This is a genomic window from Kitasatospora sp. HPM-01-4 (genome assembly GCF_051374625.1).
Taxonomy (GTDB): domain Bacteria; phylum Actinomycetota; class Actinomycetes; order Streptomycetales; family Streptomycetaceae; genus Kitasatospora.
This window is the reverse complement of record NZ_JBPQGP010000005.1, coordinates 5,026,306-5,044,347: the sequence shown is the minus strand read 5'-3', so window position 1 is coordinate 5,044,347 and position 18,042 is coordinate 5,026,306. Positions and strand designations below refer to the sequence as shown.

14 protein-coding genes, 1 tRNA gene and 1 pseudogene are annotated in these 18,042 nt (G+C 71.2%); 10 read left to right on the top strand and 6 right to left on the bottom strand.

All coding sequences use genetic code 11. The features are described 5' to 3' along the window. Nucleotides 1–64 precede the first annotated feature (64 nt). From ACSMTC_RS21955 to ACSMTC_RS21940, 4 genes are all read left to right on the top strand, one after another. A complete protein-coding gene (locus ACSMTC_RS21955) occupies nt 65–1,549 on the top strand; it encodes a potassium/proton antiporter (RefSeq protein WP_436561418.1) in 1,485 nt (494 codons plus the stop codon). A 299-nt stretch (nt 1,550–1,848) separates the two neighbouring features. Beyond that, nucleotides 1,849–3,138: an MFS transporter gene (locus ACSMTC_RS21950; protein ID WP_436561417.1), complete on the top strand. Its 1,290-nt coding sequence runs from the start codon at nt 1,849–1,851 to the stop codon at nt 3,136–3,138. A gap of 136 nt (nt 3,139–3,274) precedes the next feature. Continuing rightward, nucleotides 3,275–3,583: an FmdB family zinc ribbon protein gene (locus ACSMTC_RS21945; RefSeq protein ID WP_436561416.1), complete on the top strand. Its 309-nt coding sequence runs from the start codon at nt 3,275–3,277 to the stop codon at nt 3,581–3,583. 182 nt (nt 3,584–3,765) lie between these two features. Next, nucleotides 3,766–4,074 (top strand): hypothetical protein, encoded by a 309-nt coding sequence (locus ACSMTC_RS21940; protein ID WP_436561415.1) that lies wholly within the window; start codon nt 3,766–3,768, stop codon nt 4,072–4,074. A 55-nt stretch (nt 4,075–4,129) separates the two neighbouring features. On the opposite strand, the gene ACSMTC_RS21935 is transcribed toward ACSMTC_RS21940, so the two are convergent. Continuing rightward, nucleotides 4,130–4,309: a hypothetical protein gene (locus ACSMTC_RS21935; protein WP_436561414.1), complete on the bottom strand. Its 180-nt coding sequence runs from the start codon at nt 4,307–4,309 to the stop codon at nt 4,130–4,132. A 116-nt stretch (nt 4,310–4,425) separates the two neighbouring features. Then, nucleotides 4,426–5,397: a sigma-70 family RNA polymerase sigma factor gene (locus tag ACSMTC_RS21930; RefSeq protein WP_436561413.1), complete on the bottom strand. Its 972-nt coding sequence runs from the start codon at nt 5,395–5,397 to the stop codon at nt 4,426–4,428. Nucleotides 5,398–5,774: 377 nt separating this feature from the next. Here ACSMTC_RS21930 and ACSMTC_RS21925 point away from each other — a divergent pair, with 377 nt between their 5' ends. Together ACSMTC_RS21925 and murJ are read left to right on the top strand one after the other, a co-directional pair. Beyond that, nucleotides 5,775–6,578, top strand: coding sequence for a phosphatase PAP2 family protein (locus ACSMTC_RS21925; protein ID WP_436561412.1), 804 nt, complete (start codon nt 5,775–5,777; stop codon nt 6,576–6,578). A 388-nt stretch (nt 6,579–6,966) separates the two neighbouring features. After that, entirely contained in the window at nt 6,967–8,928 is a 1,962-nt protein-coding gene (murJ, locus tag ACSMTC_RS21920; RefSeq protein ID WP_436561411.1) for a murein biosynthesis integral membrane protein MurJ, read from the top strand. A 56-nt stretch (nt 8,929–8,984) separates the two neighbouring features. Here murJ and ACSMTC_RS21915 read toward each other — a convergent pair whose 3' ends face one another. Beyond that, a complete protein-coding gene (locus ACSMTC_RS21915) occupies nt 8,985–9,842 on the bottom strand; it encodes a metallophosphoesterase family protein (protein ID WP_436561410.1) in 858 nt (285 codons plus the stop codon). A gap of 221 nt (nt 9,843–10,063) precedes the next feature. After that, nucleotides 10,064–11,464, bottom strand: coding sequence for a dihydrolipoyl dehydrogenase (lpdA, locus tag ACSMTC_RS21910; protein ID WP_436561409.1), 1,401 nt, complete (start codon nt 11,462–11,464; stop codon nt 10,064–10,066). A 237-nt stretch (nt 11,465–11,701) separates the two neighbouring features. On the opposite strand from lpdA, the gene ACSMTC_RS21905 reads away from it, so the two are divergent. After that, on the top strand, nt 11,702–12,337 hold the full coding sequence (locus tag ACSMTC_RS21905; RefSeq protein ID WP_436561408.1) for a CGNR zinc finger domain-containing protein: 636 nt from the start codon (nt 11,702–11,704) through the stop codon (nt 12,335–12,337). Between the two features lie 46 nt (nt 12,338–12,383). On the opposite strand, the gene ACSMTC_RS21900 is transcribed toward ACSMTC_RS21905, so the two are convergent. Continuing rightward, nucleotides 12,384–13,523 carry a cytochrome c oxidase assembly protein gene (locus ACSMTC_RS21900; protein WP_436561407.1) on the bottom strand — a complete coding sequence of 380 codons (1,140 nt, stop codon included), beginning with the start codon at nt 13,521–13,523 and terminating at the stop codon, nt 12,384–12,386. 298 nt (nt 13,524–13,821) lie between these two features. On the opposite strand from ACSMTC_RS21900, the gene ACSMTC_RS21895 reads away from it, so the two are divergent. Together ACSMTC_RS21895 and ACSMTC_RS21890 are read left to right on the top strand one after the other, a co-directional pair. Continuing rightward, a complete protein-coding gene (locus tag ACSMTC_RS21895; RefSeq protein ID WP_436564763.1) occupies nt 13,822–15,210 on the top strand; it encodes an FtsW/RodA/SpoVE family cell cycle protein in 1,389 nt (462 codons plus the stop codon). Between the two features lie 135 nt (nt 15,211–15,345). Then, a pseudogene (locus tag ACSMTC_RS21890) lies at nt 15,346–15,744 on the top strand (Uma2 family endonuclease); the annotation flags it as partial. A gap of 193 nt (nt 15,745–15,937) precedes the next feature. On the opposite strand, the gene ACSMTC_RS21885 reads toward ACSMTC_RS21890, so the two are convergent. Further along, nucleotides 15,938–16,010 (bottom strand) — tRNA-Arg (locus tag ACSMTC_RS21885). A gap of 423 nt (nt 16,011–16,433) precedes the next feature. Between ACSMTC_RS21885 and ACSMTC_RS21880 the strand changes: the two genes are divergently transcribed. Then, nucleotides 16,434–17,954, top strand: a complete 1,521-nt coding sequence (locus tag ACSMTC_RS21880) for a carboxyl transferase domain-containing protein (protein ID WP_436561406.1) — start codon at nt 16,434–16,436, stop codon at nt 17,952–17,954. Nucleotides 17,955–18,042: the final 88 nt, after the last annotated feature.

Below are 18,042 nucleotides of genomic sequence, written 5' to 3'. Positions count from 1 at the left end.
CATTCGTTTCCGGCCATACTCGCCTGCCCCCGACCGCCCCTTTGACGTGCCGAGGTGCCACTGCGTGACTGTCGACCACCTGAACCGCTTCCTGCTCGAGTTCTCCGTGATCCTCCTGTTCGCGGTGGTGGCCGTGCGACTCTCCACCCGATCAGGGCTGCCCAGCCTGCTGATCTACCTGGGGATCGGTGTCGCGCTGGGCCAGAACGGCCTCGGAGTCAGCTTCAACAACGCCGAACTCACCCAGGTCCTCGGCTATGCGGCCCTGGTGGTGATCCTCGCCGAAGGCGGCCTCAAAACCAGCTGGAAGGCGATCAAGCCGGTCATGCCGGCCGCCTCGGTACTGGCCACCGTCGGTGTGGCGGTCAGCGTCTTCGTCACCGCCGCGGGCGCGCACTGGCTGGCCGGTTTCGACTGGCGGGTCTCGCTGCTGCTCGGCGCGATCGTCTCCTCCACCGACGCCGCGGCGGTCTTCTCGGTGCTGCGGATGGTGCCGCTGCCGGCCCGGCTGACCGGCCTGCTGGAGGCCGAGTCCGGCTTCAACGACGCCCCCGTGGTGATCCTGGTGGTCGCCTTCGCCACCACCGGGCCGATGGACTCCTGGTACGCACTGGTCGGCACGATCATCGCCGAGCTGGCCATCGGCGCCGTCGTCGGCCTGGTCGTCGGCAAGCTGGGCGCGTACGCGGTCAAGCACGTCGCACTGCCCTCCTCCGGCCTCTACCCGATCGCCGTGATGTCGCTGGCGGTCCTGGCCTACGCGGGCGGCGCGCTGCTGCACGGCTCCGGCTTCCTGGCGGTCTACATAGCCTCGGTGATCCTCGGCAACGCCAAGCTGCCGCACGGCCCCGCCGTCCGCGGCTTCGCGGACGGACTGGCCTGGATAGGGCAGATAGGCATGTTCGTGGTGCTCGGCCTGCTCTGCAACCCCGACACCATGGGCTCGGCGGTCGTCCCCGCGCTGGTGATAGGCGCGGTGCTGGTCTTCGTCGCCAGACCCGCCTCGGTCTTCGCCACCCTGACGCCGTTCCGGCTGCCCTGGCGCGAGCAGGCCCTGCTGAGCTGGGCCGGGCTGCGCGGCGCGGTACCCATCGTGCTGGCGACCATCCCGCTGGTCGCCGAGGTGCCGCAGGCACAGCAGGTCTTCAACATCGTCTTCATCCTGGTCGTGGTCTTCACCCTGCTCCAGGGCCCGACCCTGCCACTGGTCGCCCGCCACCTGCGGATCTCCGACGGCTCGCTGGGCCAGGACCTGGACATCGAGTCCGCGCCGCTGGAGCACCTGCACGGCCGGCTGCTCTCCGTCGCGCTCTCCGGGGAGTCGAAGATGTCCGGCGTCGAGGTGGGCGAGCTGCGGCTCCCCGCCGGGTCGGCGGTCACCCTGGTGGTCCGCGACGACAGCAGCTTCGTCCCCGACAAGACCACCGTGCTGCGGGCCCAGGACGAACTGCTGGTGGTCACCACCGAGGAGGTCAGCGAGGCCGCGGAGCGCAGACTGCGGGCGGTCGACCAGGGCGGAAAGCTTGCCGGATGGCTCAACGGACGCTAGGTTCGGTGCTTTTCCGCGGCGTTCACCTTGCGTTGACCGGGCGGAACGGGTCCGAAGTGCGTACTATGGACCAACTCATCTGTTTTCATCACCGAAAATCCGCTACATCTGTCTGATGCAGAGTTGGCGCGACCGCTCGGCGGCCGTGGTCCCTCCGCTGCCGGCCCGCTGCTGAGCCGCACCGGCCGAGGTGGACCCCCGGTATCTACCCCGGTCAACGCATGAGAGGACGACTCTCGGCGCTGCCGGGCCACCCCCGTTTCCCGGTCGGTGCTACCAGACAGCAGGAAGGACCGACCGTGACGGCGCGCCGAACGGTCGCAGAGCCCACCCCTACCCGCGTCGGCTACGGGACCCTGCTCCGCACCCCCGGAGCCTGGACCTTCCTGGTCCCCGCCTTCGCGGCCCGACTCCCCTACGCGATGCTCAGCGCGGGCATCGTCCTGCTCATCCAGAGCGCCTACGGCTCGTACGGCACGGCAGGTCTGGTGGTGGCGTTCGCCGCCGCGACCCAGGCGCTGATCGGACCGCAGACCGGCCGGCTGTCCGACCGGTACGGCCAGGCCACCGTGCTGGTGCCCACCGTCGTGGTGCACGCGGTCTCGGTGGGCGCGCTGATCGCGCTGGCGCTGGGCCACGCGCCGACCTGGACGCTCTTCGTGTCCGCCGGTGCGGCCGGCGCCAGCGTGCCGCAGATCGGCGCGATGGTCCGGGCCCGCTGGGTCGCCAAGCTCTCCGACTCGCCCCGGACCCTGAACACCGCGTTCGCCTTCGAGTCGGTGACCGACGAGTTCACCTTCGCGATCGGCCCGGTGCTGGCCACCGGCATCACCGCCCTGGCCTCGCCCTCGGTGGCGCTGATCACCGAGGCCGCGCTGACCGTGGTGGGCGGCCTGGCCTTCGCCGCGCAGCGCCGTACCGCGCCCGCGCTGCACCCGTACGTGCCCGGCGCCGCGCAGGTGTCGGCGCTCTCCTCGCCCGGCGTCCGGCTGCTGGCCGGCTCCTTCCTGGGCGTCGGCTCCGTCTTCGGCGCCATGACGGTCTCGGTGGCCGCCTTCGCCAGGGCCGAGGGGCAGCCCGACCTCAACGGCGTGGTGTACGGCATCTTCGCCGGCGGCAGCATGCTGGCCGGTGTGCTGTACGGAATGATCTCCTGGCGGCGCTCGGTCAAGCAGCGGATGCTCGGCAGCTACACGCTGCTGGTGCTGGGCTGCTCGACCCTCTGGGCCATGCCCAACCTGGTCGCGCTGTCGATCGCCGGGCTGTGCTGCGGTCTGGCCATCGCACCGACCCTGATCAGCGGCTACACCCTGGTCGAGACGCTGGTCTCGGACGGTGCCAAGACCGAGGCGTTCACCTGGCTGACCGGCGCCATCGGGCTCGGCCTGGCCGCGGGTTCGATCGTGGCCGGGATGCTGGTGGACTCGCACGGCGCCTGGGCCGGCTTCGTGGTGCCCGTCATCGGAGCCGGGCTCGGCCTGGTCGCGCTGGTCTCGCTGCGCCGCCTGCTGGACGCTCCCGGCGAGAGCGGCCGCGTCGTGGCACAGGGCGGGGCCCAGGTGCGGCTGGCCGGGGCGTCCAAGGGCTGAGACCGGTTCCCCGCTCCGGGGCCGGGGGCCGGGGCGGGGACATCTCACACCCGGCGACGCTGGACTGATCCAGCGGAATGCCGCATCATTGACCGTCGTTAGCACTCATCAGGCGAGAGTGCCAGGAGGAAGACAAGTGCCCACGTACCAGTACCAGTGCACCGAGTGCGGCAACGGCCTGGAGGCGGTGCAGAAGTTCACCGACGAGGCGCTGACCACGTGCCCCGACTGCCAGGGAAAGCTCCGCAAGGTCTTCTCGGCCGTGGGCGTGGTCTTCAAGGGCTCCGGCTTCTACCGCACCGACAGCCGCTCCGCTTCGAGCAGCTCCGTGAGCTCCTCGTCGTCCTCGACCTCGTCGTCCGGCGCTTCGTCGTCCGGTACTTCGTCGTCCACGTCGGCTCCGGCCCCCTCGGCCGCCGCGGCGAGCACCAGCACCGCGAGCTGACACGGCACGGCACCGCCGTCCGCGACATTCGCGCGAAAGGCCCGGGTTCGGAGACGAACTCCGGGCCTTTCGTATGACCGCACCACTCCTGTGAGTGAAGTGGGTTGTCCACAGGGCCGGGTTTTCCACAGGAATCCGCGGGGGGATTCCCCGACAGGTGCGGTGCGCGCACCCTGATGCGCATGACGACCTACCTGGAACACCACCGACTGCACTCCCACCCCACCGCCACCACGACAACGGCCATGTCCTCGGCCGTGCCGCCCCGGCGCGCCGTACCGCCCTTCCCGCCGATCCGCCGCAGGGGTGGTGGACGGCACCGGCTCCAGCAGGCCGTCCGGCACCGGCCCGGGGTGGTGGTGACCGGGCTGCTGGCCGCCGCCACCGCGCTCACCGCCGGGCCACTGCGGCCCGGCCCGTCATCGCCCGCCGCCCCGGCCACGGCCGCGACCACCCCACACTGCACCGGGGCGGCGCCGCCCAGCGGCTGAGACTCCCGGCGGCTCAGTAGCGCGGCGCCCGGTGACACCGGGCGGGACCGGGCGATCAGTCGCCGTGGTGCGGCGGCCGCTGGCTCAGATACCAGTCCAGCCCGCGCCCACCGAGCTCCGCCGCCTCCGGGCGCTCGCCCCAGCCCCGGTCGGTGTCGTCCCGCGTCTGCCGGTCCAGCGGGTCGCCGAAGACCAGCTTCGCCTTCGGCCGGGTCGGTTCTTCCTGCTCGGCCATCTCTGCTCCGTTCCTTCTCAACTGCATCCAGCGTAGGCGGCACGGCGCCGGCGGCCGCGGACAGCGCGGGGCCCCGGTCCGGTCGGTATCGGACCAGGGCCCCGAGGGCGCTAAGGTCAGGCGGCCTCGAACCCCGCGTGGTCGGCGATCTTCTTCAGCTCGGCGAGCGCGTGCTTCTCGATCTGGCGGATCCGCTCCCGGGTGAGCCCATGCTGCTTGCCCACCTCGGTCAGCGTGCGCTCACGGCCGTCCTCCATCCCGTACCGGGAGCGGATGATGGAGGCCGTCCGGTCGTCCAGCCGGCCGATCAGGTCATCCAGCTCCTCACGGCGGAGCATGACCATCACGGCGTCCTCCGGGGAGACCGCCCCGGTGTCCTCGACCAGGTCACCGAACTGGGTCTCGCCCTCGTCGTCCACGGACATGTTGAGGCTGACCGGGTCACGGGCCCAGTCGAGCACGTCCTTGATCCGGTCCTCGGTGGTGTCGAGTTCGGCCGCGATCTCGGCGGGCTCGGGCTCGCGGCCCAGCTCCTTGGCCTTCTCGCGCTGCACCCGGCGGATCCGGCCGAGCTCCTCGACCAGGTGGACGGGCAGTCGGATGGTGCGCGACTGGTCGGCGATCGAGCGGGTGATCGCCTGGCGGATCCACCAGGTCGCGTAGGTGGAGAACTTGAACCCCTTCGCGTAGTCGAACTTCTCGACCGCCCGGACCAGGCCGGCGTTGCCCTCCTGGATCAGGTCGAGCAGGGGCAGGCCGCTGCGGGGGTACCGCCGGGCGACCGCGACCACCAGGCGGAGGTTCGAGCGGATGAAGACGTCCTTCGCGCGCTCGGCGTCATCGGCTATCGCCTCCAGCTCCTCGCGCGTGGTGCTCTCGGGAATGGCGTCCTCGTCCAGCAGGTGCTGGGCGTAGACACCCGCCTCGATGCGCAGCGAGAGCTCGACCTCCTCGGCGGCATCGAGCAGAGGCGTCCGGGCGATCTCGTCGAGGTACATGCCGACAAGGTCGCGGTCCGCCTCAAGGTTGTTCGGGCGGGCCGAGCGAGTGCGGTCGGCACTGCCACGGACGACGGCACGAGTGGCCATGCTTGCTCCCTTGCTGCTGGTGCCGGTCTGCCTCGACTTCACCCCCCGACGGGGCGAGCCGGGGCCGAAGAGAAGAGGCAGAGAGTTGAAGGCAAAGAGATGCGGGCCCCGTGAAGGCTCACACGTAACGATCCAACGCACAGATTTCGGACAACATTCCCAACTCGGCCAGATTCTTCGCGCGATGCAGTATCCTGCGGAATTTGGTCCATGATCACGCACATTGTGTGACCGATTGGAGACAGGGTGTGCCTAAATCGCCCCGTCCACCGAATCAACGAATGAGATTCGACATCCGCAGCCTCTCCTCACAAAAGATGCAAAATCGCTATCGGCGCGGTGCGGGCTCCACCCCTGCCCCGGGGAAGGTGTCAGCCATGCACCTGCCCATCGACGGCGCCATCGCCACCCCCGCCCGGCGCCGCCGCAGCCGACTGCTCGACTCCGCGGCGGCGGCCCTCGGCTGCGCCGCCCTCCTGGGAGTGCTCCTCGCCCTGGTGGCGAGCCACTGGGGCCCACTGGCCCGACTGGACCGGTCCTGGGTGGACGCACTGCACGGCTTCGCCCGCGGCCACACCGCCTGGACGGCCTCCATGCAGATGGTCTCCGACATCGGCGGCCCGGCCACCACCCGCATCGTGCTGGGCGTGGCGGCCGTCTGGCTCTGGATGATCGGCGCCCGGATGCTGGCCGGCTGGGCCGCGGCCCAGCTGCTGCTCGGCTGGCTGGCCGGCTGGGGCGGGAAGATACTGGTCGACCGAGCCCGGCCGCACTTCGCCGACCCGGTGTCGTACGCCTCGGGCGCGGCCTTCCCCTCCGGGCACGCGATGGCCTCGGCGATCACCGGCGCCGCCCTGGTGATCCTCCTCTGGCCGCACGCCAACCGCGCCGGGCGGGCCGTCGCCTGCACCGTCGCCGCACTCGCCGTCCTGATCATCGGCTGGACCAGGATCGCCCTCGGTGTGCACTGGCCCAGCGACGTCCTGGCCGGATGGCTGGCGGCCGGCCTGGTGGTCGCCGGAGTGACGGTCGCGGTCGAGCTGTGGCGGCCCGGCGCACTGAACCGGGACGTGCGCCGGATCGACCGGCACACCCGGCCGAGGGTGCAGCGCGTCCTGGCCTCGGGAGAGACGGGGGCGCGTCACGAGGGTGAATCCGCCACCTCACCTGACGGTCAGTGAGAAAGGTCACATCCCGTTGGAGTGATCTTCGAAGGGGAATCGGTACAGTGCCGCGCCGGCCAAAGTCCTCCGTGCCGCCATCAAGGAAAACACCGCAAATCTGGTCATTAGGGGCAGGCTTCCGTCCGGTTGGAGCGGATTCCGGACCATCCGGCACCGGTGGGAGATCTCGGGCACACGGCACACCGCTCCCCATCGAGTGCCGAGTTGAGGCAGACTTCTCCGGCTGGGTGCAGCTGCGCCCAGTCCCGGGGGAACCAAGCACGACGGCGCGGACCGAGCCGGTCGTACGAGGCAGCACCGGCTCCGTACACCAAGGGACCGCCGGACAGCGGTTGTGGAAGCCCCGTGACCGCGCACTGCCCAGGCACCGAGTGACGGGGGTCCGATGACCATGCACACGACGGGCGAGCCTTCCGGCTCGTACGGCGACCCGCCCACCATGCCCCTGCGTCAGATCACCGACGAGCAGTTCATGCCGCCCATGCCCCCGCAGGCACAGCAGCAGCCGCAGTACGGTGCACAGCCGACCATGCAGCTGGGCACCCAGCTGCCGCCGCCGCGCCAGCCACTGGAGCAGCCCCCGGCGGAGGCCGAGGAGGCCCCGGCGGACAAGGGGTCCTCCACCGCCCGCAACGGGCTGATCATGGCCCTGGGGTCGCTCACCTCGCGTGCGCTGGGGTTCGTGCGGGCCGGCGTGATCGCCGCCGCGCTGGGTACCCACCAACTCGCTGACGGCTATGCCGTGGCCACCCTGCTGCCGACCACCGTCTACATGATGCTGATCGGCGGTGTGCTCAACTCGGTCTTCGTTCCCGAACTGGTGCGCGCCGCGCAGACCCACAAGGACCGTGGCGTCGCCTACACCAACCGTCTGCTGACGGCCTGCGGTGTGGCGTTGATCGTCATCACCCTGAGCGCCTGGCTCTTCGCACCGCAGATCGTGGACTCCTACACGAACTACGGCCCCGCGGACCACGTCCAGCGGGACCTGACCATCGCGCTGGCGCAGTACTGCCTGCCGGCCATCCTGTTCTACGGCGTATTCGGCCTGCTCAGCCAGGTGCTCAACGCGCGTGACCGCTTCGGTGCGATGACCTGGGCGCCGGTGATGAACAACGTCGTGGTCATCGGCGTCTTCAGCCTCTACATCGGGATCTGCAAGCACGCGGAGACCGCCGACCAGATGAGCAGCGGCGCCAGCATGCTGCTGGGCATGGGCACGGCGTTCGGCATCCTGGTGCAGGCGCTCTCCGTGCTGCCCTCCCTGCGCGCCTCGGGATTCCGCTTCCGGCCGCGCTTCGACTGGAAGGGTGCCGGTCTCACCACCCCGCTGCGGGCGGCGGGATGGGCACTGCTGCTGGTCGTGGTGACCCAGCTGTCGTTCAACGCGATCACCAACATGGCGACCGGCGCGGGCAACCGGGCCCAGGGTCTGCCGATGGGCCTGGGCTACACCCCCTACAACAACGCCTATCTGCTCTTCGTCGTCCCGCAGGGCATCATCACGGTCTCGATGGTCACGGCGATCCTGCCGAGCCTGTCGCGTGCGGTGAGCTCGGGCCGTTTCGAGGATGTCGGCCAGGAGTTGGCCCAGACGCTGCGCAGCTCGGCCGGAATGATCATCCCCGCGATGGCGATCTTCCTGTCGATGGCCAACCCGGTCATCGGCCTCGCCTACGGGCACGGCAGCCAGGTCAAGGCCGCGGACGTCAACGTCATGTCCGAGGTGCTGATCGCCTTCGCGATCGGCCTGCCCGCCTTCTGCGCCCAGTACGCGCTGGCCCGAGGGTTCTACGCGATGAGTGACGCCCGGACCCCGTTCTGGCTGACCACGGTGATCGCGGGCAGCAACGTCGCCTTCTGCGCCGTCGCGTACTACACCCTGCCGGTGCGCTGGATCATCGTCGGCATGGCCTTCGCGCAGACTCTGGCCACCACGCTCGGCGTGATCATCACCGGCCGGGCACTGAGCAAGCGGCTGCGCCGCGAGGCGGCGGCCACGGTGCCCGCCGACGCCACGCTCGAGATCGGCGGTGGACGGCGCGGCCGGATCCGCAGCGGCCTGGACGGCGTCCGGGTGACGACCTTGCACGTGGGGCTGGCCCTCGCCTGCGCACCTGGCGCGCTCGCGGCCCACTGGATCGTCGGTCAGTGTGCGGACTCGCTGGGGCGCGGCATCGTCGGCAACTTCGTCGGCCTGGGCGCCGGTTCGGTGGCGGTCCTGATCTCGGTGCTGGTGCTCGCCAAGCCGCTCGGTGCCGCCGGTGCGGTGGCCCCGCTGGCCCGGAAGCTGCGGATCCCGTACCCGGCCCCGGCAGTCGCCAACAGCGGCAAGCACCGGCGGTAGGCCGCACCCGCCGGCCGAGCGGGGCGGTCTCCTCGGGCCCGCCCCGGCCGGACGCTTCAGGCGCTCTCCGCCTGCGGCAGCACCTCGCGCAGGAACCCTCGGGGGAAGCCCCGTCGCCGGTACTCCCTCGGGTAGCCGATCGAGACCTCCTCGAAGCGGATCCCGTCGTGGACCGTGGTGCGGGGGATGTGGAGATGCCCGTAGACCACTGCGGCCGCGCGGTACCTGCGGTGCCAGTCGGCCGTCCGCTCGGTGCCGCACCACTGGGCGAACTGCGGATAGCGCAGGATCGCGGTGTCCTCGCGGACCAGCGGGAAGTGGTTGACCAGAACGGTCGGCAGGGCGGGGTCGAGGGCGGCCAGCCGCTGCTGCGTCCAGGACAGGCGGGCCTCGCACCAGGCGGCGGCGTCCGGGTACGGCTCCGGGTGCAGCATGAACTCGTCCGAGCACACCACGCCCGACTCATAGGCCTGCTCCATCGCCTCCTTGCGGCTCAGCCCCGGTGCGCGGAAGGAGTAGTCGTAGAGCAGGAAGAGCGGCGCGACGGCCACCGGGCCGCCCGCGCCGCGCCAGACGGCGTACGGGTCCTCCGGTGTCAGCACGCCGAGGCGGCGGCAGATCTCCACCAGGTGCCGGTAGCGCGCCTCGCCCCTCAGCTGGACCGGATCCGACGGCGGTGTCCACAGCTCGTGGTTGCCCGGAGCCCAGATGACCTGCGCGAAGCGGCTCCTGAGCACGCCGAGCGCCCACTCGATCTGCTCCACGGTCTCACTGACGTCCCCGGCCACGATCAGCCAGTCCTCGGGCGAGGTCGCCAGGATCTCCTCCGCCACGATGCGGCGGTTCTCCGCATGGTGGACGTGCAGGTCGGAGACCGCCAGCAGACGGCCGGGCCGTTCGGTGCTCTCGCTCATCTGGCCATCATCTCGTTCGGGAAGCGACCTGTGGGTCAACCGATGTGAATGATGGTCAATTCCCGGCAGGGGATGCGGATCCGACCGCCCCAGCCGGGAGGATGCGGATCCGACGGCCCCGGTCGGCGGATGCGGATCGGTCCATCCCGGCCGGGGGTTGCCGAGACAGCTGACTCGGCAACCCCCGGCAGGAGGTGCGGGCGGAGGGCCGGCGCGGGCGACTACATGTTGATCATGTGTCCGGCCAGGCCGTGGATCGCCTCCTTGACGGCCTCGCCCAGCGTCGGGTGGGCGTGGACGTTACGGGCGATCTCGGCGACGGTGAGGTCCCACTGCTGGGCCAGGGTCAGCTCGGGCAGCAGTTCGGTGACCTCGGGGCCGATCATGTGGGCGCCGAGCAGTTCGCCGTACTGGGCGTCGCTGATGATCTTCACAAAGCCGACCGTGTCGCCGAGGCCGTGGGCCTTGCCGTTGGCCATGAACGGGAACTTCGCGACCTTGACGTCGAAGCCCTGGCTGCGCGCCTGCTCCTCGGTCCAGCCGAAGCTGGCGATCTGCGGCTGGCAGTAGGTGGCGCGCGGGATCATCACGTAGTCGAGTTCCATGGTCTCGGCACCCGCGATGGTCTCGGCGGCGATGACACCCATCGACTCGGCGGCGTGGGCCAGCATCAGCTTGGCGGTCACGTCGCCGATGGCGAAGATGTGCGGCACCGAGGTACGGCAGCGGCCGTCCACGTCGACCGCGCCGCGCTCGGTCAGCCTGACCCCGGTGTTCTCCAGGCCGTAGCCGGTGACCCGGGGAGCGAAACCGATCGCCTGCAGGACCTTGTCGGCCTCCAGCACGCGCTGCTCGCCACCGGCGGTGACGGTGACCTTGACCTTCTCTCCGGAGTCGTCGATCGCGTCGACCCGGGTGGAGGTCAGCACCTCGATTCCCAAGCGCTTGTAGCGCTTGAGCAGCTCGGCGGAGACCTCCGCGTCCTCCAGCGGCGCCATCCGGTCCAGGAACTCGACGATGGTGACCTTCACGCCGTAGTTGTGCATCACGTACGCGAACTCGACACCGATCGCACCGGCACCCGCGATGATGATGCTCTCCGGCAGCTGGTCGGCCAGGATCTGCTCCTCGTAGGTCACCACGCGCGGGCTCAGCGAAGTGCCGGGCAGCAGACGCGGGGTGGCGCCGGAGGCCAGGATGCAGTGGTCGAAGGTGATGGTCTGCACCGTGCCGTCGGCACCGGTCACCTGGAGGGTGTTGGCGTCGGTGAAGTGACCCCGGCCCTCGAACTGGGTGATCTTGTTCTTCTTCATCAGGTAGTGGACGCCCTTGACCCGGCCGTCGGCGACCTGGCGGCTGCGCTGGAACGCTTCCTTGTAGTCGAAGCTGATCCGGCCCTCGACCTGGATGCCGTACGTCTTGGTCTCGTGCGTCAGGATGTGCGCGAGCTCGGCGTTCCGCAGCAGCGCCTTCGACGGGATGCACCCGACGTTGAGGCAGACCCCGCCCCAGTAGCGCTCCTCCACGATGCCGACGCTCAGGCCGAGCTGCGCGCTGCGGATGGCAGCGACGTACCCGCCCGGGCCGGCACCGAGGACAACGACATCAAAGTGGTTGGTCATTTTCGCCTTCGATTCGGTTGGTGACCGTGTCCGGGTTCAACCGGACAGCCGGCTCCGGAGAGTCCGACCGCCCCAAGCCTGTCCTATCCGGGAGCGCCGGTCACCGTGGCCCCCCGGGTCTCCCGGAAGGCCCCGGGGAAGGACGGCGGGGATCAGGCAATTCTAATGGTGCTTGCTGCTTTTTGCCGTTAGCTATGTTCGGCGTCGCACAACCGGCGGTCCGGGCATGATGGAGCCATGAGCAGCCCCATGGCCTCGGCGGTCGACGATCTGCCCCTCACCGGCGAGTCCCTCGCACTCGATCTGGTGAACACCACGTTCATCCAGGGCGGTGCCCGTGGTGCCCTGGTGGACGCCCTGCGGGAACCCGCGGACCTGGATCGCTGGCTGCACACCCGGTCGGCGGACTTCGGCGAGTCACTGCGCCCGCTGCTCGACGGGAGCGTCCCGGCCACCCGGTTCCACCTCGACCGCTACCGCGAGCTGCGCGCCGCGCTGCGCGACCTGGCCGCCGCCACCGTCTCGGGTACGGCTCCGGCGCCGGACACGGTGGCCGCCGTCAACGCCGCCGCACGGCTCTCGACCGGCTGGCTGGAGCTGGACCCGGCCCGGCCCGGGGTCCGGGTACCCCGCTGGACCGAGCCCGATCTGCACCTGGTCGCACTCGGCGAGGTCGCGGCGGCGGCCGTGGCGCTGTTCACCGGTCCGTCGGCCGGGCAGGTCCGGGCGTGCCCGGCACCCGACTGCATCCAGTACTTCGTCAAGAGCCGCACCCGCAGGGAGTGGTGCACCAGTGCCTGCGGCAACCGGGTCCGGGTCGCCCGGCACAGCCGCCGCCACCGCGAACCGGCGGCCGGGCACTCGCCCGACTAGGGCGTGTCGGACACGCCCCGGGGCCCGGAGGCCGCCACCCCTGGGATCAGCGCTGCGCGCCGCCGAAGCGGTGCCGCAGGTTGGGATCGTCCAGCCACCATGGGCGCGTGCCCTGCGGTTCGTCGTCCTCCTCGGCCTCGGCCCGCGCGGCGACGGGCGCCGCCTCCCCTGCGGCCGTCTCCACTACGGCGACCTCCCTCGCCGCCTTCGCCGCCTGCCGCTTGGCCGTCTGTGCCTCGTACTCGGCGTCCAGCGCGGCGTCCACCGCCGCCGTTTCGGCCCGGCCGGTGACGATCATGCGGCGGATCAACGCACAGAGGAAGGGCAGGCCGATCAGGTCGCCCAGCACCCAGATCACGTTGCCGCCCCAGGTCTGGTCCTGCAGCAGGGTCGGCCCCCAGGTGCGGCCCAGGCCGGCGTAGTACGACTCGGCGATCACATGGTGGCCGTAGATGAGGATCAGGGCGAGACCCGCGTCGAAGATCACCTCAGCGAAGGTGATGACCAGGCTGACCAGCAGCGGGTACTCGTGCGCGACCGGGTCCAGCTGTAGCCGCGGCCAGTAGTACAGCAGGCCGAGGGCGACCAGGGAGAGGTGCAGCCCGATGTTCCAGGCGTCGCTGGTGAGGGTCTTCTCGTACCAGGGAGTGAAGTAGAGCAGCCACGGCGGCGCCATCAGCAGCACCGTGGACACCGCGGGGAACATCAGCAGCCGGGAGGGGCGGCTGCGCAGTACGCGCATGATCCGCTCCCGGCGGGCCTCGGGCGCCGTCTCGACCAGCAGCGACACGGGAGCGCCGAGGACCAGCAGGAACGGCACCAGCATCAGCAGCAGCACGACCTGGACGGCCCGGTCGGTGAACAGGATCCGCTCGTACACCCCGAGGCCCGAACAGGTCACCCAGACCCAGACCAGCAGCCCGCCGAGGAAGGCGGCGGTGCGGTGGAACGGCCAGCGGCCGGCGGCGGTCGCGGTGCCGGTTCCGGTGCCGCCGGTGCCGTCGCCGGCGTCCTTGTTGCCGGTCGCGCCACCGCGGTGGTACGCCCGGACACCCAGCAGGTAGGCGCCGCCGAGCAGGACTGCGAGGGTCAGGACGACGGGCTCGGCGGTCCAGTCGGTGGCCAGGCCGGCCCAGTGCCAGGGTGGCGGGCCGTCGTGGCCGAGGGCGAGTGCTGTGGTCGGCATCCGGTGGTTCTCCTGTTCCGGCTGGTGCGGGCAGCCGGTCGGTGCGGGGCAGCCGGCCGCCAGGCGGCCGGTGGGTGCGCTGCGGCGCTTGCGGCTCCTCGGACATGATGGCCGACGGCCCGACGATCACCGGAACGGGGTCCGGAACCCCCTGTGGTCCCGTCGGCGTCACTCTCGTGCGAGGATGCGTCGTCTACTACATCACTGTCGAAGCCGCCGAGGTGGGGAATCCGTGACAGACAGCCCACGAAGCACCGGGCGCAGGCTGGCCACCCGCCGCCGCAACCTCGAACTCTTCATGCTGGCTGCGGCGATCCTGGTCTGCCTGGCGGGCTATGTGACCGCCAACGAGGCGATGAACCACACGCTGCCCAAGGGGCTGGTGGTCTACGGCCTGAGCCTTCCGCTGCTGGCCATGGGTCTGCACCTGGCGGTCCGGCGCTTCGCCCCGTACGCGGACCCGCTGATCCTCCCGCTGGCCGTCTTCCTGACCGGCTTCGGCCTGGTCCTGCTCAACCGGCTCGACCAGTCGTACGCGCTCTTCCACGCCGCCAAGGGTGACTACCAGAAGCTCCCGGCGGCCCCGAACCAGGTGATGTGGGTGTGGATCGCCTCGCTGGTGGCGGCCGGGCTGATCATCGTGGTGAAGCACCACCGGTTCTTCCAGCGCTACGTCTACCTGCTCATGGCCGGTTCGATGACCCTGCTGGCCGCACCCGCCTTCTTCCCCTCCAGCCCGGAGGACTTCGGCGCCAAGCGCTGGATCAAGCTACCCGGGATCCAGCTCGAGCCGGACGAGTTCGTCAAGGTCGCCATCACCGTCTTCTTCGCCGGCTACCTGATGGCCAACCGCGACGCGCTGGCGCTGACCGGGCGGAAGGTCTGGGGCATGAACCTGCCCCGCGGCCGCAACGTCGGCCCGGTGCTCGCCATCTGGGTGGCCAGCCTGCTGGTGCTGATCTTCGAACGCGACCTCGGCACCTCGCTGATCTTCTTCGGCATCTTCGTCGTGATGCTCTACGTGGCCACCGAACGGACCAGCTGGGTGGTGCTCGGTCTGCTGATGGCCGTCGGCGGCGCCGCCGTGGTCGGGACGATCGAGCCGCACGTGCACGGCCGTGTGGAGGCCTGGCTGCACCCGCTGGACATCTACAAGCCCGTCCACAACCCGGCGCTGATCTCCGACCAGCCCGCCCAGGCGATGTTCAGCTTCGGCACCGGGCACCTGCTGGGCACCGGGCTCGGCCAGGGGCGGCCGTACCTGATCGGCTTCGCCGGGCGCAGCGACTTCGTCTTCACCACCATCGGCGAGGAACTGGGCCTCGCCGGGGTCACCGCCTTCCTGCTGATCTACACGCTCTTCGTGCAGCGCGGACTGCGGACGGCCGTCGCACTGACCGACCCGTTCGGCAAGCTGCTCGCCACCGGCCTCTCGGCGGCCGTGGCACTCCAGGTCTTCGTGGTGATCGGCGGCGTGACCGGCCTGGTCCCGCTGACCGGTAAGGCCCTGCCGTTCCTCGCCTCCGGCGGCTCCTCACTGACCGCCAACTGGCTGCTCACCGCCGTACTGATCAAACTCTCCGACGCGGCCGGACGCGCCGAGCTCGAACCCGATCCGGCACCGATCCCGCCCGTGCAGCCGACCATGGCCGTGCCCGGCGCGCCCGCACCCGCGCCCGCGCTCTGACCCTCCCTGGCACCCGGGGGCAGCACCGGCTCCTCCCGCCCCGGCACGCGGCGGTCCCAAGCGTGGGGCGGCATGGCTGACCGGACCACTGGACTAATGGGCAACCGCACGACACTACGTTAGCGAAACGGTCCACACTGCCTGGACATCGCCGCAGGCCCGGAGTGGAACGCCGATACGGACTTCGACGTCCGCCTGCAGGACGTACCGCTCACCAACCGACGCCCGAATGTCGTCGTCTATCGCGCGGACACCATCGACATCACGCCGACCAGCCCCGCGCATGTACTGCTGGCCGTCGAGGTCGTCTCCCCGGGCTCGGAGACCACCGACCGGATCGTGAAGGTCGATCAGTACACCAAGGCCGGGATCCCTTTCTACTGGCGGGTCGAGCAGGCCCCCACGGGCGTTCCGCTGGTGTACACCCACCTTCTCGATCCGGCGCGAAGGGCATACCGCGACGGCGAGGTGTTCACGGGCCTGATCAGGACTCCGGCGCCCTTCCAGATCGAGATCGACCTCGGCGCGCTCTGACCCGCTCCAACCGGTTCGCGCCACAGCCGCACAGCCGCCCGAAGGCTCAAGGGAAGACGGGAAGACCGGGTCCACCGGGCCCTCTGCCCCGGGCTGATGGGCTGGACCGGCCCCGCGGTCGGCCTCCCGGCTTTCTCCCGCTCAAGCAGTCAGGGCCCCGAACCGGTCATGGTTCGGGGCCCTGCGCGCTGCGTGCCCCAGGCAGGATTCGAACCTGCGACACCGGCTTTAGGAGAGCCGTGCTCTATCCCCTGAGCTACTGAGGCGGGGCTTGTCCTAGACCTCGCACGGGCTCGGTGCTCCGAGCCGTGATCGGCCTGCCGACAAGGCGTTGAGCGCCGCGGTGCCGGGGTTGCGGGCTCTTCGGCCGTGGGTTTCCACGGGTCGGAGTGCAACGCCCGCCGGACGCTCGATCCACAGGGTACCGGATCTCGGGTCGGGCGAGCGCTGATGTGGTGGGACTGATGGGGTCCGATCGTCGCGCGGTGGGTCGTCGGGCGGTTGCGGGGCCCCGAGACCGCCGGTGGACGGCGGACGACCGAGGAGGTCTCAGCCGCCCGGAGCCCATCTTCGGCGGACGGCTCGCCGCTCCGGCGCCCGGCCTCCACCGAGGCCGCGAAGGGGTGCGAGACCCGTCCGGGGAGCAGCGGGTACGCTGAGCCGCCGACGAGCCGCGAGCCGGGGGGCCCATGAGCATCAGGAGCGCACTGACGGCAGCTCAGCTGATCGGTCTGCTGGGCGATCACGGAGTGTTCGACTGCTGGGACACCCCCGTCACGGCGGTCCCCGCCGACGAGGGGTACGCGGCGTCGCTGGCCCGGGCCCGGGCGCGGACCGGGCTGGACGAGGCGGTGACCACCGGGCGGGTGCTGGTGGGCGGGCGGCCGCTGGCGGTGGTGGTGTCGGAGTTCGGGTTCCTGGGCGGCTCGATCGGGGTCGCCACGGCCGAGCGGATCACCCGGGCCGTGGAACGGGCCACGGCCGAGGGCCTGCCGCTGCTCGCCCTGCCCGTCTCCGGCGGTACGCGGATGCAGGAGGGGGCGGCCGCGTTCCTCTGCATGGTCCGGATCGCCGCCGCCGTCCAGGCCCACCAGGCCGCCGGGCTGCCCTACCTGACCTATCTGCGCAACCCCACCATGGGCGGGGTGTTCGCCTCCTGGGGCACGCTCGGGCAGCCGGTACTGGCCGAGCCCGGGGCGCGGCTGGGCTTCCTCGGCCCCCGGGTGTACGAGGAACTGCGCGGGGTCCGGCTGCCGGAGGAGGTCCAGCAGGCCGAGACGCTGGCCGCCCGGGGGCTGGTCGACGCCGTGCTGCCACCGGCCGAACTGGCCGCCTTCGTCGGGCGGTTGCTGGCCATGCTGGACCGCCCGGCCGCCCCGGGGACACACCCGCGGGAGCCGGCCGGCCCCGCGGCGGGCGGACGGGCCGACGCCTGGGATTCGGTGCGGCTGACCCGGCGGCCCGGTCGGCCGGGGGCCCGCGAGCTGCTCGCACGGGCCGCCGGGAACGTCCTGCCGCTGACCGCACCCACCCCGACGGAGGAGCGGGCGGAGGGCGCGCTGGTGCGCGCGCTGGCCGAGTTCGGCGGCCGGCCGGCCGTGGTGGTCGGCCAGCAGCGGGCGGCACCCGGCACCGAGCGCCCGTTCACCGCCGCCGACCTCCGGTGCGTACGGCGCACGGCGAAGCTCGCCGAACAGCTCGGACTCCCCCTGGTCACGGTGGTGGACACGGCCGGGGCCGAACTCTCCGCCCAGGCCGAACTCGACGGCGTGGCACTGGAGATCGCCCACTGCCTGAGCACGCTGATCGCGCTGTGCACCCCGGTCCTGGCGGTACTGCTCGGCCAGGGCTCGGGCGGTGGCGCACTGGCCCTGCTGCCCGCCGACCGGGTACTGGCGGCGGAACACGCCTGGCTGGCACCGCTGCCGCCGGAGGGCGCCTCGGCGATCGTGCACCGGGACGGCGAGCACGCGGCGGAACTCGCCCGGGCCCAGGGCATCGGCGCGTACGACCTCGCGGCGGCCGGGCTGGTGGACCGGGTACTGCCCGAACTCCCGGACGCGGCGGTGGAGCCGGACGCCTTCTGCGACCGCGTCGGCCGGGCGATCGGCCAGGCACTGGGCGAACTGACCGCCCAGCCGGGGCACGTCCGCACCGCCGCCCGGGCCGCCCGGAACCGCCGCCTGGGCGACCTCACCACCGCGGACTGACCGGGCCCACGAGTGCGGACCGGCCGGGCTCGCGAGCCCGGCCGGCTCCCGTATCCTGACCCGGTCCACCTCGGGAACTGACTGCCAG